Source organism: Mesobacillus jeotgali (assembly GCF_002874535.1).
GTDB classification, from domain to species: domain Bacteria; phylum Bacillota; class Bacilli; order Bacillales; family Cytobacillaceae; genus Mesobacillus; species Mesobacillus jeotgali.
Genome location: NZ_CP025025.1, coordinates 3756128 through 3769838 on the forward strand (window position 1 = coordinate 3756128; position 13711 = coordinate 3769838).

Below are 13711 nucleotides of genomic sequence, written 5' to 3' on the forward strand. Positions count from 1 at the left end.
TCCTCCAAACCTGTCACAATCATCACCTATTTTTGACAGCTTTTCTCCTCTCCACTCCAAACCTGTCACAATCATCAACCGCTAATCATCGACTTTCAGCTCTCTTCCTTTCCAAACCTGACCAAATGCAAAAAACCAGCCAATTTGACTGGTCATTTCCTCTGTTTTATAACAGTGATCGTACATCTTGAAATGCAGACAAGCTGTTCTTCTTCATCGGTGATTTTTATATCCCAAACCATGGTTGTTTTTCCCTGGTGGAGGACAGTGCCGACAGCTGTAACTAATCCGTCCTTTTTTGCCCTTATATGGTTGGCGTTGATTTCAAGGCCTACCACCACTTCGTTTTCCTTGTCGACTAGTTCGAATGCTCCAACGCTGGCGACCGTTTCTGCCAGGGCTACAGATGCACCCCCATGCAGCAGGCCGAATGGCTGCCTTGTACGGTCATCGACAGGCATTGTAGCGACAACCTTTCCTTTCTGCAGTTCCGTTATTTCTATTCCCAGTGCGCCAAGCAGTGTGTTATTAAGTTCCACTATAATTACCTCCTTATATTTGGCAAACAATTTACGTTGCATTGCAGGAAAAACTAATATTGTCCTTAGCATAAAGGACGAATCATTCAAATGAGGTGATCAATATGAACCGAGTTCGTGAAGGCATGATTCCAGCGGTATTAGGAACTGCTGTTACAGCAGCTGGTTACGCTATGAAACAAAATCGCAAAATCGATAAGATGGTTTCCAATACACTATTCGGTTTCGGATTGGCACATATTGTCCTTGGGGCTATCGATTTGGTCGAACACCGAAATGAATTTTAGCCCGACTGTCGCCCCTAGCATTTCACTGTAATATAGTGTTTCTTCAGGAAGGGTTATTTTTGCTGCCCTTCCTGAAGAATTACTTCTTCAGAAACAGCCGCAGCCCTTATTTTTCTCCGGCGGTACACGAATATGATGCTGATCATCACGAAAGCAAGTACGACCAACCAAAATTCTTTATTGTACTTCATGATTATGTCCATTTTATCTCCAAATAGATAGCCTATCACAAAAATGCTTGATACCCATACGAACGCTCCACTATAGGCAAAAAGTGCAAAGGTTTTAAACGGGAGTCTGCTGAAGCCGTAAAGTAACGGCACCAAGTATCGGACTCCAGGAGCAAAACAGCTCAAAGACAATGAAAATGCATGGTATTTCTCCATCAGCTTCATAGCAGATTCAATCGAATTCGCAAAACGCTTCTTTTTCTCTAACAACCGAAGCAGCCTTGTCCCTATCACCCTACCCAGCAGGTAGCTGGAGCTAAAGGCCGCAGAGATGCCCATGTATGTAACCAAAAATGCAAGAATGGGGTTCAAGGCTCCCTTGGACGAAGCGAGACCCACAGTCATCAGAATAACCTCATTGGGAACAGGAATGACGAAAACCCCGAACCATAACCATAAAAACAAACCCATATAGCCATTATCTTCAATAATATTAATGACCAACTCCAGATCCATGGTTCTCCCCCCTTCATCCGCCTTGGTCCGATTCTATTTCACAATAGAAGTTAATATGTATAACAATTCTCCCTTCTGCCTTATTTACCCTCTTTTTTTCCTTATTGAACTGCTTTTGGCTTTTCCCACTCTCATACTTAGGGATTTATGTTCATACATTGAAAAAGGTCTGAAACTTACCCGTTAGGAAGGGGTAGCTGCTTATGCATTGTTTGTTTTTTCATATTAACAGGATCGGGACGGACCAAGATCGTCCGTATCCAGAAGTGAATGCAACACTATTTAGAACTTCAGCTGATAAAGCAATTTCCCTGATGAAAGACGCTAACCTTGTGATGTCCAAAATAACTTCCTCGAATTCTTTTTCCAGTGAATTAATGGCTGCCGCCCAACAATCCGACCAAAAGGAAGTAGAAAGAATGATCCAATCAACAGGCATCAAGAAAAAACCAGAAATCACGTATAACCCAGATGGAATTACAATGAACTTCGTGGATTATGCAGGGGACAAAGAATGCTGCCATATCATCACGCAGCTGAGGTGGGTATAAGAAAAGCGCAAGCGCCTAGGTCAGCCCCGGCTAGCGCTGCCCGCTTAAAACACCACAACGTGTGGCTGGCGGGTCTAGCACATCGTGTGCCACGGAGCGCCGACCGGTGAAGTCGTCCTTTGACTTCATTGACGGACCGAAATCGAAAGGTATAGGCGACTGCCCAGAAACGCAGGAACTGGAGACTCCGACAATGAAGCGCTTTTTGCTTCTGCCGGCGGAGTTAAAGTTTCGAGTTTCTAGGAGGCGACACTAGACAAGCGTCTAGGAGCCGCAACTAGACAAGCGACTCAAGCTGCTCAAAGCTAACGCTTCTCGCAAGATAATCGAGGAAGCTTTCTCAGGGATGAAAATCGGATAGGTGCTGGAGCTGGACCATTCTCGAAGTAAAATATATACTTTCTTATCTCATAAGAAAAGCCGCTGTTGACTGAACAGCGGCCATGTAATTTATTTCTAAATTTAGTAATAAAATGGATATCCATATCCGTATCCATACCCGTATGGAGGGAAACCTCCGTAACCATAGCCATATGGACGTGGATATAATAGTGCACTGCCTAAAAGGCCTCCGAGTACTCCTCCAACAAACGGACCTCCAAAGCCAAAACCAAATGGGCGTCTGCCACCATAGTATGGTCTTCTTCTATACATCAAGCTACCTCCCTCATATATTTGCCTACATTACTTCATATGCAAACAGGGAGGGTGTTGAATGGGCGTTTGTCCACTACACTAGAAAAAAAGCCTAGTCCCAGGTCATTCGCTGTTCCTTCCATGGATTTCCATACATGTGGTAGCCGTTCTCTTCCCAAAAACCAGGCCGGTTTTCAGAGGAGAATTCAATCCCTCTGACCCACTTCGCACTCTTCCAAAAGTATAGATGAGGAATGACAGCCCTCAATGGATAGCCATGTTCCGGGGTTAGCTCCTCCCCGTTATGGGAATGAGCTAGCAGACTTGTCTCCTTAAGAAAGTCCTCAATTGGCAGATTTGTCGTCCAATTTTCCTCAGCATGTAGAATGACATACTTAGCTGTTTCCTTTGGACTGCCGAGCCGGGCTAATTCCTGAGTGGATATGCCAGACCAGACATTGTCCAGCTTTGACCACCCCGTCACACAGTGTATGTCATTGCCAGAAGTCGTTTGCGGCAGAGCCATTAACTCTTTATATCGTAATACAACTTCGTTTTCTACTTGACCAAAAATTTTCAAGGTCCAATCCTCGAGATTCTTATAATATGGCACATTGCCATAATGCAGGACAGGAAAAGAGGTCGTGACATTTTGGTTCGGCGGGACTCTGTCCGATAGGCCCTTTTTACGCGCTTTTCCGAAATACATGATTGATCACCCCTTTTTATTATCCTACCGAAATTCTATTTTAAAATAAACAAAGCCGCCCTGCCCAAAGAGCAAGACGGCTATAGTTTTTTCCGGACTTATAAAACCATTGCGGCGATCCAGCCGAAAATGATTAACGGTATATTATAGTGAACAAATGTCGGAACAACCGTGTCCCAGATGTGGTTGTGCTGCGTATCAGCATTCAAACCGGCTGTCGGCCCAAGTGTGCTGTCAGATGCTGGCGAACCTGCGTCACCTAGTGCAGCAGCCGTTCCCACAATCGCAATTGTCGCCATCGGGCTGAACCCAAGTTGAAGGCTAAGAGGCACAAATATTGTGGCGATGATCGGAATCGTCGAGAATGAAGAACCGATCCCCATTGTGACCAGAAGTCCTACAACAAGCATTGCCAACGCGCCAAGGGCTTTATTATTGCCAATTGCATCAGCTGCCTGCGCTACAAGCGTTTCAACGTCTCCAGTTTCTTTTAGAACATCAGCGAAACCGAAAGCAGCTAGCATGACAAATCCGATGAATGCCATCATCTTCATGCCTTCTGTTAAAAGATTATCAGCTTCACGCCACTTGATCGCTCCGCTCACGTACACGACCAGGATCCCTGCCAGGGCACCGATAATCATAGAACCGAAATAAAGCTGGGCAGCAAGCGCTGCAACAATGGCAATGATTGAGAAAATGATGCCAACTTTCGAGTAATCACTTTTCTCAACTTGAACCACTTGATAATCCTCGTAGGTTCTAGGCTTTCTGTAAGATACGAAAATCGCAATCAACAATCCAACAACAAGTCCTGCTACAGGCAGAAGCATTGCTGTCGGGATATCCCCCATATCAATTTCCATTCCACTGTCAGCCATGTTCGTAGCCAGGATATCGTGGAAAATCCCACCGAATCCAACAGGAAGCAAAATATAAGGCGCGGTAAGCCCAAATGTCAATACGGAAGCAATCAAGCGACGATCTATTTTCAGCTCGTTGAATACAATCAACAATGGTGGAATCAAAATCGGTATAAAAGCGATGTGGATCGGAATCAAGTTTTGCGAGAATATCGCCATCATTAAAATCAGGATGACAATAATCGCTTTAGAATACGTCTTAGCTTTCGATTCTCCGTTCTTGCCAATCATTCCGATCATCCAGTCAACGATTAGATTTGGCAAGCCAGTCTTGGAAATAGCAACAGCGAATCCTCCAAGTAGCGCGTAACTTAGCGCAACCTCGGCACTGCCGCCAAGCCCTCCTGTAAAAACTTCAATGGTCTTCTCTATACTCAAACCGCCTGTCAGCCCGCCAATCAGCGCTCCAGCAATCAATGCCAACACAACATTGACACGAAGCAAGCTCAGGATCAGCATCGCCAGGACAGCTATTACAACTGCGTTCATGATGTATACTCCTCTCGGTGGTTTAATATTATTTTTTCTCTTATTTTACTTTAGCATGGTAAATTGGTAGAGAATTAAAATGACAAGTATTAAATTATCATAGATTTGTTTTTTGTGTCAATAGGTTTTTAATAGTTTTTGGAAAGGGATCAGATATAAATTTTGTTTGAGTGTGAGAAATAATGTAGTAGTTGTTTTTTAGAAGTGGAGGCGGAACTGGAAAAATGATAACCTTCGGACAAAATCCCTCTGAGGTGACTGTGTTTGTCCGAATCAGTAAACTGGTTTTAGTTGAACCCAAGTCCTTCTCTCCTATTGCATTATCCGAAAACATAAAAAACCCCAAAGCCGCTCGGACTTTGGGGGACGAAACTTATTCTTTATCCGCTGTTTCAAATCTTTCAACTAATAATGCCAGTGTGCGGGCCATGACGCCGGTTGCGCCTGATGGGCCAAGGTCATATTCTTTGCATGTAGTCGCTGTTCCAGCGATATCGAGGTGCACCCATGGAGTGCCTTCTGCAAATTCGCCGACAAACGCTCCGCCCATGATTGCATGGCCTTCTGCGCCTGGGGAATTATTCAGGTCTGCGATTTTGCTCCCGCGTACACGTTCAATGTCGCGCTCGAACAATGGCAGGCGCCAGATTGGCTCTCCAGATTCATATGAAGCCTCCAGCACTTGTTCAAAAAACTCTTCGTTGTTCGTCAATGCTCCGGATGTATGAAGGCCTAGTGCTGTAATGACACCGCCTGTCAGGGTTGCGATATCCACTAGATAGTTCGCACCATGATGCTTCGCGTAAGTCATAGCGTCTGCAAGCACGAGTCGTCCTTCTGCATCTGTGTTCAATACTTCAATCGTTTTGCCGCTCATTGATGTGATGACATCATCCGGTTTGAAGGCTGTGCCTGAAATCATATTGTCTGTTGAAGGAATAACCGCTACGACGTTTTGCTCAGGCTTCAGCTCACCGATGATTTCCATTGCACCAAGAACCGCTGCTGCCCCGCCCATATCGGACTTCATGCCGACGATACCTGTCTTTGTTTTGATTGAGTAGCCGCCTGTATCAAACGTGATGCCCTTGCCGACTAGGCCAATTACATCCTTCCACTCTTCCTTGCCCTGATACTTCAGGACGATCATTTTTGGAGGCTGTGAAGATCCCTGGTTGACCGCTAGAAGCGCGCCCATTCCAAGATTTTCCATTTCTTCTTTTTCTAAAATTTCTGCTTCAAATTCATATTTATCTGCCAGCTTCATAGCATATTCAGCCATGTCTGTAGCAGTCAAAAGGTTTCCCGGTGTATTAACGAGTGTACGAGCTGAATTCGTTCCCTTGCCGAAAACATAGCCAACTTCAACTGCTGCTTCTACTTCGCCCTCTTCGTCTGTGCTGTATACTGTCAGGCTTTCAATTCGCTTTTCAGGCTCGTTTGATTTTTGCTTGTAGCCTTCGAACTCATATGTAGCCATCGGCAAGGCTTCACCTAATGCATGCGCCGCATCATTAAGCTCAACTTTCTCGCTTGTAAAAGTATCTAAAAGCACGGCTGCTTCTGTCCATTTTTCTTTCTTCGCAGTTTTGAACAAGCGGCCTAATGCGTCCCTCAATGTTTCGAAATTGTATTCTTTTTCATGCCCAAGGCCGACAAAATAAACTTTTTTTGCGCCAATTTTACCGAAAGTATGTATTTTGGAAATCGCTTTTTTCTTAGTTGAGATGTCTCCGCTTTTAACAAGTTCAGTCAGCTGTCCGTCAAAAAGCTGGTCGGCTTCTCCAATGACACCTTCCAGGCCAGACGGTTTGTTGAACAGGCCAATCACCATACACTCATGGCTGTTTGAAAAATTAAATTGATTATTCACTTTAAACAAATCATTCACCCCTACAAATTTATAAGTTCATTATATCGAAACTCTTAAAATATTTCGACTTCCTAATCTTGAGCTTCACTAGCCTATTCCCCCTGTCAGTCTTCGAGATACAAAAATAACACTGGAAGCTCCGGCAGCATCGCCACTTCTTCAAATGGAACACGGTCCAATTCTGGTGGAAATATCATCAGGCACTCTTCTATGAAGGGATAAATCTTCTCCAAATCAAGTCCCCAGTGGACCGGGCGGTATGTTTGCAAATATTCATGTGCCACCTGCATCATCAGCCGGGCTCCCTTTACATTTCCATAGCTGTAGTGGTAAATGGCAACACTCATTTGCAGCAGGCCTTTTAAAAACAGATTACCTTTATCGGTCATCCACATATCTTCAAGCAAGTCGTGGCAGGTATAATAGTCCCCTTCGTTGAATTTTATAAAGAACTCGTAATATTCATCAGGGTAGTCCGTCAAATCCCTCACCTCAATCCTGCAGTATAAGAACTATTTTAACAAACCTTTAAAATTAGCTGTAATGTTATAATTGAACTTGGGTATTACTTAAAGAGGTACTTATATATATATGGGGGGAACAGCCATGGAATTATTGACGAATTTTCCTTTATGGGCTTCACTCGCGGCAATTTTTTTCGCACAGTTCGTAAAGGTCCCGATTCAATATATTGCGACGAGGAAAATTGATTGGTCGCTTTTGACAAGCACAGGAGGAATGCCAAGTTCACACTCCGCTGCGGTTACAGCACTTGCTACTGGTGTAGCGCTTGAAACTGGTTTGAATTCAGCCGTTTTCGCGGTCGCCGCTGTTTTTGCGATTATCACGATGTTTGATGCATCAGGTGTCCGCAGGCAGGCAGGCGAGCAGGCCATCGTTTTGAATCAGCTTGTGGCTGATTTTGGGCGATTTGCCCAGGAAGCAAAAGGCTGGCAGAATAAACCTGAGCAGGAAAAACAAAAAGAACTGAAAGAATTGCTCGGACACAAGCCGATCGAAGTGTTCTTTGGAGGATTGACAGGTGTAATCTTGACCTTACTGCTGCACTACTTACTTTAAAAGTGGGTGAATCACATGAGAGTCATTTCTTTATGTCCCAGCAATACTGAAATCATGGAATTCCTAGGACTGACTGAGCTCCTTGTTGGAGTGGATGATTTTTCAGACTGGCCAGAAGCGGTAAAATCACTGCCCCAGCTCGGCCCCGATCTGTCGATTAACTTGGACCTCGTCGAGCAATTGAAGCCAGACCTCGTCCTTGCCTCATTAAGTGTTCCAGGGATGGAGAAGAATATCGAAGGTTTGAAAGCACGAAAAATTCCTTATATAGTATTGAACCCTCAATCTCTGGCAGATATAGAAAATGATTTGGTCACTACGGCAAATGCTCTGAACATGCCTGAACGCGGTAAGGCAGCTGCTAACCGGTTCAGGAGCAGGCTTGAGGACATCAAGCAAAAAGGTGCCAGTGCCGGTTGGAGCCCAAAGCTTTACTGGGAATGGTGGCCAAAGCCTGTTTTTACCCCTGGCAGAATTAACTGGCTGACAGAGGTGTCCGAGGCTGCTGGTGGTGAGAATGTTTTTAAAGACGTTGAGCTCGCAAGCCTGCAAACGGATTGGGATGATGTAAAATCACGAAATCCGGATTATATATGCGTCGCCTGGGTCGGTGTCAGGAGGCAAAAGGTGAAGAAGGAATTGATCATAAACAGGCCTGGCTGGGAGGAACTTGATGCTGTCAAAAACGACCGGATCCTGATTCTCGAAGAAGAACTATACTGCCGTCCGTCACCACGGCTTTTGGATGGCCTGGAAAAACTCTATCGTCTCCTCCACAACTAAACTAAAAAGGCACTTTCCAATTCAAGGAAAGTGCCTAAACTTTTATGATTTATTGCCACCTGTATATTGCTGGCGGAAAACCTGCATCGATTCATTCTCATTAAGGGCTTTTAAATCTTCTTCTGTCAGCTTGCCATTGCCCATTTCGATTACATATACATCCAATGTCTTTTTACCCCACTGTTCGTATACATCCTTGACCGTATCATAGTAAAGGTCGACCTTATTCCCTTTGATTGCGCCACCTTTATCAGCAACTACACCAAATCCATATCCCGGGATGAAAAGGATTGTCCCGATCGGGAATACATTTAAATCAGCCGCGACAGTTGAATATAAGTCACGTTTAACTTTTACACCAGAATAAGTGATTCCATACCCCGGATGCCCAGGGTTTTTACCCGTCGATTCAACACCGGCTGTATACCCTGTAGCTATGATTTTCTTTGTCGGGTATTGTGACCAGTTCAGTGATTCCTCCAGGGTGGGCTGCTTCCCGGCAACCTTTTCACTTGAAGAAATTTTAGTTTTGAAGTCAGATATCTTTTTAAGAAACTTAAAAGCGAGTCCTATGGATTTCTTTTTATGATCAGTACTTGCGCTATCCTCTTGTTGAGTTCCCGCGCTATCAAATACGTATGTAGATACAGTAGAAGCTTCAACTCCCGAAATAGAATGGAACGTAGAAGTTATGGCAGCAAAAAATAAAATTGCCATCGCTGAGCGTCTGGCCCACATTTTTAAAATATTCATATAATTTTTCACTCCTCCCAAAACTATTAATTTCCCAACGAAACAAGAAATATTCCAAAAGGAGCAAAAAAGTGCCAAAATACCTATTTACACTTCCATTAAAAGTAAAATATTACTTATAGTATCCAACAAACATTCGATTTTATGCACAAAAAAAACCTCCAAATATTGAAGGTTTCTTCTATTAGAACATTTGATATCCTTTTTTTCGCAAAAGCCTGATGACTATGCCGGCTAAAATCGCGCCTGCCAGACCGCTGCTTAAAATCAGAATGTCTGCCATTGCCAATTGCGAAAGCCGCCGTCCAAGATCACTGAAGGCTTCACCGCTATTCCGGAAATAGTCGATAAACGGATACTTATCAATAATGAAAATCGCGATCAATGGATAAACAATCGCCATGATCCATGACATCCTCAACAGCATATTCAATAAAAACCCAATCCCGAAAAACAGGACAAAAAACAATAACATTGAAATGATCAGTGTGACAACCGTCATCATATCTATATCCCCCCATTAAACATCATTTCTAGTTTACTGTTTGTCCGTTTTCGAGTCAATGAAATGGTGTAAGTCTAAGAATTTTGGCCAAAAAGAAAAACCCCGCATTTTGCGAAGGTCAAAGATGCATTGCCTTATTTTTTTGATTTGCCGGATCCGCTGCAGCAAGTGCACGTTTCTGAACCGCCAAGCAACAATTGGAAATAGCCTTTACCAGAGCAGTATGGACATTCCTTTGAATCATGTGTGTGCATTTTCATTTTTGAACCTCTCCTTTATATTATTGAATTTTCTGATAATATATCAGAGTTTCTATAATTTTGAAAAGGTTCAAATTTGACCAAAAAACCACATTGAAAACGGATACATCATATATTTTCTTTAAATATCTGTCACTTTCTCAAAGTTTCAGAAAATTATAAAAATAATCTATATACACTATAATGAAACTGTTTGCCTGGATCCAACCCCTCCGCTCCAGATACTACTTGACCAATTGGTTTACTTAAAAGGTGGTGCAGCAGCATCGAGGTATCAGGGTCTGCCTTTAGTTCGACAGATGTCATGAATTTTGCATCGTATAGCTCACTTTCCTGAACCGTCACCCTGTGACCTGGTAATGGCTCCAATAGAAATACGAGCATATTATCGCTGATTGACTCCCTAATCACACCAGTTCGTAAACCAAGGAGCCCTGTGACTGAACATTCCACACCTGTTTCTTCTTCCACTTCCCGGAGGACTGCCTGATCGGCCGTTTCCCCTTCATCTACGAAGCCTGCTGGCAGCGACCAGCTTCCTTTCAAGCCGCCATAGCGCTTTTTAACGACCAGCCAGCGCCCATCTTCCGAAATAACCACACCGGCGACACTAAGCCAGACATTTTCACGTTTCCCCATTTATTTCCCCATCCAATAGCTAGTTTGTACTAATATTGTACCCTATTGGAATCTGATTCGTCTTTGCATCTGCCCCCGTGGTTGTGAAGAAAAGCGTTGGACCGCCGACCGGTGAATTCGTTCTTTGACTTTCTTTGGCGGACAGATGCGACTTTAGGGGCTAGGTGCTGAAGCTAACAATTCTCAAAGTGAATTTCATACTTACTTATTCCAAAATAAAAAAACAGACCCCATTAAGAGCCTGTTTCAAAATATCTATTATAGAACGTTGAATTTACCTTTTTTAAGAACCAATGAAGGACCGCCGATCATGTATAGCGCACGGTTGTCGATCATTTTTTTCATGAAGGAAGCTTTAGTGCCGACCATCTTCTTGCCGAATGCAACGCCGATCGCGTCATCTTCACCAAGTGAACATACTGTTCCTTTGATATCAGGAGTGAAAGTTTCAAGCTCAGATTTGCCGCGTACTAGAGCCGCAATGTTCCTTGCACATACTTCGCCCTGCTGCATCGCGATTTGTGCAGTCGGAGGATATGGACGATTGATTTCTTCGTTGATGATCAATGAGCAGTCGCCGACAATGAATACATCTTCAGATCCAGGCAAGCGAAGGTCTGGCTGCACTTTTACGCGGCCGCGCATTGCTTCGATTCCTGATTTCTCGATAACAGAGTTTCCACGGACACCCGCAGCCCAAACTACTGTTCCAGCTTTGATTTCTTCAACTTCATCTTCACCTTTAGCAACGATGATACCTTCTGGAGTCGCTTCTTTGATTGCTGTACCGATGCGGAATTCCACACCTTTTTTCTCAAGCGTAGCAACCGCATAGTTGACAAGCTCTGGGTCGAAACCAGGAAGAACCATTGGTGCCGCTTCGACACAAACGATTTTTACTTTATGGTAATCTACATCATATTCACGGCAAAGTTCAGGAACGCGATTTGTAAGTTCACCAAGGAACTCGATTCCTGTGAAGCCCGCACCGCCAACAACGATTGTCAGGCGCTCATCTTTCTTTTCAGCTTCAGTATTGTAAGTTGCGAATTGATACTCGATATGCTCCCGGATTTGTCTGGCTGAATTAACGTTGACGATAGAGAAAGCATACTCTTTCAAACCTTTAATACCAAAAGTTTCAGGTTCAGCACCAAGGGCAATGACAAGGTAATCATAGACAATGTCACCGTTCTCAAGGATTACACGCTTCTCATCCAGCTTGATTTCTTCTACAGCTCCCTGGACGAATTCAACCTTATGGCGATCGATTACATCACGTACATCATAACGGACTTTGTCATGGTGCAAAGTTCCTGCTGATGCTTCATGCAGCCATGTAGTTTCATAGTGGTAATCATTTTTGTTAATAAGGACAATGTCAGCCTCGTTTACTCCAACAGCTTTTTGTAAACGGGTAGCTGTCATTAATCCCCCGTATCCTGCTCCTAAGATTACGATCTTTGGCTTTCTCAAAGTGATCACTTCCACCTTTTTAAAATATTTTTGGTCGAATGGCTCTCTCTATCTGCCGCCATCTTTTTCCGGATAAGTTTGTGATATTATTCACTAGAATGTTCAAAAAAATGTCCTAAAAATGTCACAAAATCTTAACATTCTTGCCTACCATCCATCTTATTCTTTTTGCGACGCATTTTCAAGCGATTGAGTTAACTTGGAAATATTCTGAAAATAGGCTGATTTCACTATTTTTCAGTATTAAATAGGTGAATTCCTATGAAATATATTGTTCCACAAGGAATCTTCTATTATGATTAGGAGTTTATTTTTTCAATTTATGGTATTATAAAAATTGGAGCATTTTTACTACATAGTGAGGGGGATATGGAGTGAAAGAAGATCAAAAAGTTTATGACATCACGATTATCGGCGGGGGGCCTGCTGGTCTGTTCACAGCTTTCTACGGCGGAATGAGACAAGCATCTGTTAAGATTATTGAAAGTTTGCCACAGTTAGGCGGGCAATTATCAGCACTTTATCCTGAAAAGTACATATACGATGTTGCCGGCTTTCCAAAAGTCCGTGCCCAGGAGCTGATCAACAACCTGAAAGAGCAAATGGCGAAATTCGAGCCTGCTACTGCTCTTGAGCAATCTGTTGAAAAGCTTGAAAAACTGGAAGATGGATCAATTAAGCTGACTACTGATAAAGAAGTTCATTATACAAAAACAGTTATCATCACAGCAGGAAACGGTGCGTTCCAGCCACGCAGGCTTGAACTTGAAAGCGCTGCCCAATACGAAGGGAAAAACCTGCACTATTTCATTGATGACCTGAACCAGTTCGCCGGCCAAAAGGTTGCGGTATTAGGCGGAGGCGATTCAGCTGTTGACTGGGCATTGATGCTTGAGCCAATCGCTGAACAAGTAACAATCGTCCACCGACGCGATAAGTTCCGCGCTCATGAGCACAGTGTTGAAAACCTGCAAAATTCAAAGGTTGATATCAAGACTCCTTATGTGCCAACTGAACTTGTTGGTGATGGAGAAAAGATCAGCCAGATCGTTCTTAAGGACGCGAATGGCGAAGATACTGTAGCCGTCGACGTTGACGCGGTAATCTGCAACTTCGGTTTCGTCTCATCTCTTGGACCAATCAAGGAATGGGGCCTTGAAATCGAAAAGAACTCAATCGTCGTCAACTCAAAAATGGAAACGAATATTCCTGGCGTATACGCTGCTGGCGATATCTGCACATACGAAGGTAAAGTCAAGCTGATCGCGACAGGATTCGGTGAAGCTCCAACAGCTGTCAACAACGCAAAATCCTACATGGATCCAAAAGCGAAGACACAGCCGCTGCACAGCTCGTCGATGTTTAAATAAGAAAAGCGGAAGCGACTTGGTCAGTCCCGACAAGCGCTGGAGGGCCGATCGGTGAAGTCGTTCTTTGACTTCATTGGGCGGACTGAAAAAGAAAAGTATAGCCGACTGTTCAGAAACATGGAAACTAGACGACTACTCGAGGGACTAGGCGC

The 13711-nt window shown here is 43.7% G+C and carries 17 protein-coding genes; 5 read left to right on the top strand and 12 right to left on the bottom strand.

Features of this window, described 5'->3' with window-relative positions:
• Positions 1-152: 152 nt before the first annotated feature.
• Positions 153-539 (bottom strand): PaaI family thioesterase, encoded by a 387-nt coding sequence (locus CD004_RS19000; protein WP_102264181.1) that lies wholly within the window; start codon positions 537-539, stop codon positions 153-155.
• A gap of 104 nt (positions 540-643) precedes the next feature.
• Here CD004_RS19000 and CD004_RS19005 point away from each other — a divergent pair, with 104 nt between their 5' ends.
• The gene (locus tag CD004_RS19005; RefSeq protein ID WP_102264182.1) at positions 644-826 is read left to right on the top strand and encodes an asparagine synthase; all 183 of its coding nucleotides are present in this window, start codon (positions 644-646) and stop codon (positions 824-826) included.
• Positions 827-879: 53 nt separating this feature from the next.
• Here the strand turns inward: CD004_RS19005 and CD004_RS19010 are convergent, their stop codons facing one another.
• Positions 880-1512 (bottom strand): DedA family protein, encoded by a 633-nt coding sequence (locus tag CD004_RS19010; protein ID WP_102264183.1) that lies wholly within the window; start codon positions 1510-1512, stop codon positions 880-882.
• Between the two features lie 203 nt (positions 1513-1715).
• On the opposite strand from CD004_RS19010, the gene CD004_RS19015 reads away from it, so the two are divergent.
• Positions 1716-2063, top strand: a complete 348-nt coding sequence (locus CD004_RS19015) for a YuzC family spore coat inner layer protein (RefSeq protein WP_102264184.1) — start codon at positions 1716-1718, stop codon at positions 2061-2063.
• Positions 2064-2525: 462 nt separating this feature from the next.
• On the opposite strand, the gene CD004_RS19020 is transcribed toward CD004_RS19015, so the two are convergent.
• The 5 genes from CD004_RS19020 to CD004_RS19045 form a co-directional block, all read right to left on the bottom strand.
• Positions 2526-2717 carry a hypothetical protein gene (locus tag CD004_RS19020; protein ID WP_102264185.1) on the bottom strand — a complete coding sequence of 64 codons (192 nt, stop codon included), beginning with the start codon at positions 2715-2717 and terminating at the stop codon, positions 2526-2528.
• A 94-nt stretch (positions 2718-2811) separates the two neighbouring features.
• The gene (locus CD004_RS19025) at positions 2812-3408 is read right to left on the bottom strand and encodes a sulfite oxidase-like oxidoreductase (protein ID WP_102264186.1); all 597 of its coding nucleotides are present in this window, start codon (positions 3406-3408) and stop codon (positions 2812-2814) included.
• Between the two features lie 98 nt (positions 3409-3506).
• Positions 3507-4820, bottom strand: coding sequence for a Na+/H+ antiporter family protein (locus CD004_RS19030; RefSeq protein ID WP_102264187.1), 1314 nt, complete (start codon positions 4818-4820; stop codon positions 3507-3509).
• A gap of 373 nt (positions 4821-5193) precedes the next feature.
• Positions 5194-6702, bottom strand: a complete 1509-nt coding sequence (locus CD004_RS19040; protein ID WP_102264189.1) for a leucyl aminopeptidase — start codon at positions 6700-6702, stop codon at positions 5194-5196.
• A 95-nt stretch (positions 6703-6797) separates the two neighbouring features.
• Entirely contained in the window at positions 6798-7175 is a 378-nt protein-coding gene (locus tag CD004_RS19045) for a DUF309 domain-containing protein (RefSeq protein WP_102264190.1), read from the bottom strand.
• Between the two features lie 124 nt (positions 7176-7299).
• Between CD004_RS19045 and CD004_RS19050 the strand changes: the two genes are divergently transcribed.
• Both CD004_RS19050 and CD004_RS19055 read left to right on the top strand, forming a co-directional pair.
• Positions 7300-7773 (top strand): divergent PAP2 family protein, encoded by a 474-nt coding sequence (locus CD004_RS19050; protein WP_102264191.1) that lies wholly within the window; start codon positions 7300-7302, stop codon positions 7771-7773.
• A gap of 15 nt (positions 7774-7788) precedes the next feature.
• Positions 7789-8556 (top strand): cobalamin-binding protein, encoded by a 768-nt coding sequence (locus tag CD004_RS19055; protein ID WP_102264192.1) that lies wholly within the window; start codon positions 7789-7791, stop codon positions 8554-8556.
• 42 nt (positions 8557-8598) lie between these two features.
• Here the strand turns inward: CD004_RS19055 and CD004_RS19060 are convergent, their stop codons facing one another.
• The 5 genes from CD004_RS19060 to CD004_RS19075 form a co-directional block, all read right to left on the bottom strand.
• Complete coding sequence (locus CD004_RS19060) at positions 8599-9309, bottom strand: 3D domain-containing protein (protein ID WP_102264193.1); 711 nt, start codon at positions 9307-9309, stop codon at positions 8599-8601.
• A 184-nt stretch (positions 9310-9493) separates the two neighbouring features.
• Positions 9494-9814, bottom strand: coding sequence for a YuiB family protein (locus CD004_RS19065; protein ID WP_170030005.1), 321 nt, complete (start codon positions 9812-9814; stop codon positions 9494-9496).
• Between the two features lie 134 nt (positions 9815-9948).
• A complete protein-coding gene (locus CD004_RS23905; RefSeq protein ID WP_158651598.1) occupies positions 9949-10074 on the bottom strand; it encodes a YuiA family protein in 126 nt (41 codons plus the stop codon).
• Positions 10075-10230: 156 nt separating this feature from the next.
• A complete protein-coding gene (locus tag CD004_RS19070; RefSeq protein WP_102264194.1) occupies positions 10231-10713 on the bottom strand; it encodes an NUDIX domain-containing protein in 483 nt (160 codons plus the stop codon).
• Positions 10714-10971: 258 nt separating this feature from the next.
• Positions 10972-12189: an NAD(P)/FAD-dependent oxidoreductase gene (locus CD004_RS19075; protein ID WP_102264195.1), complete on the bottom strand. Its 1218-nt coding sequence runs from the start codon at positions 12187-12189 to the stop codon at positions 10972-10974.
• 374 nt (positions 12190-12563) lie between these two features.
• Between CD004_RS19075 and CD004_RS19080 the strand changes: the two genes are divergently transcribed.
• Entirely contained in the window at positions 12564-13559 is a 996-nt protein-coding gene (locus CD004_RS19080) for an NAD(P)/FAD-dependent oxidoreductase (RefSeq protein WP_102264196.1), read from the top strand.
• Positions 13560-13711 lie beyond the last annotated feature (152 nt).

What these genes read in the sequence shown, in the direction of transcription:
- CD004_RS19005 (WP_102264182.1), top strand. Translation starts at nt 644, where the DNA reads ATGAACCGAGTTCGTGAAGGCATGATTCCAGCGGTATTAGGAACTGCT.
- CD004_RS19010 (WP_102264183.1), bottom strand. Translation starts at nt 1,512, where the DNA reads ATGGATCTGGAGTTGGTCATTAATATTATTGAAGATAATGGCTATATG.
- CD004_RS19015 (WP_102264184.1), top strand. Translation starts at nt 1,716, where the DNA reads ATGCATTGTTTGTTTTTTCATATTAACAGGATCGGGACGGACCAAGAT.
- CD004_RS19020 (WP_102264185.1), bottom strand. Translation starts at nt 2,717, where the DNA reads ATGTATAGAAGAAGACCATACTATGGTGGCAGACGCCCATTTGGTTTT.
- CD004_RS19025 (WP_102264186.1), bottom strand. Translation starts at nt 3,408, where the DNA reads ATGTATTTCGGAAAAGCGCGTAAAAAGGGCCTATCGGACAGAGTCCCG.
- CD004_RS19030 (WP_102264187.1), bottom strand. Translation starts at nt 4,820, where the DNA reads ATGAACGCAGTTGTAATAGCTGTCCTGGCGATGCTGATCCTGAGCTTG.
- CD004_RS19050 (WP_102264191.1), top strand. Translation starts at nt 7,300, where the DNA reads ATGGAATTATTGACGAATTTTCCTTTATGGGCTTCACTCGCGGCAATT.
- CD004_RS19055 (WP_102264192.1), top strand. Translation starts at nt 7,789, where the DNA reads ATGAGAGTCATTTCTTTATGTCCCAGCAATACTGAAATCATGGAATTC.
- CD004_RS19060 (WP_102264193.1), bottom strand. Translation starts at nt 9,309, where the DNA reads ATGAATATTTTAAAAATGTGGGCCAGACGCTCAGCGATGGCAATTTTA.
- CD004_RS19065 (WP_170030005.1), bottom strand. Translation starts at nt 9,814, where the DNA reads ATGATGACGGTTGTCACACTGATCATTTCAATGTTATTGTTTTTTGTC.
- CD004_RS23905 (WP_158651598.1), bottom strand. Translation starts at nt 10,074, where the DNA reads ATGAAAATGCACACACATGATTCAAAGGAATGTCCATACTGCTCTGGT.
- CD004_RS19070 (WP_102264194.1), bottom strand. Translation starts at nt 10,713, where the DNA reads ATGGGGAAACGTGAAAATGTCTGGCTTAGTGTCGCCGGTGTGGTTATT.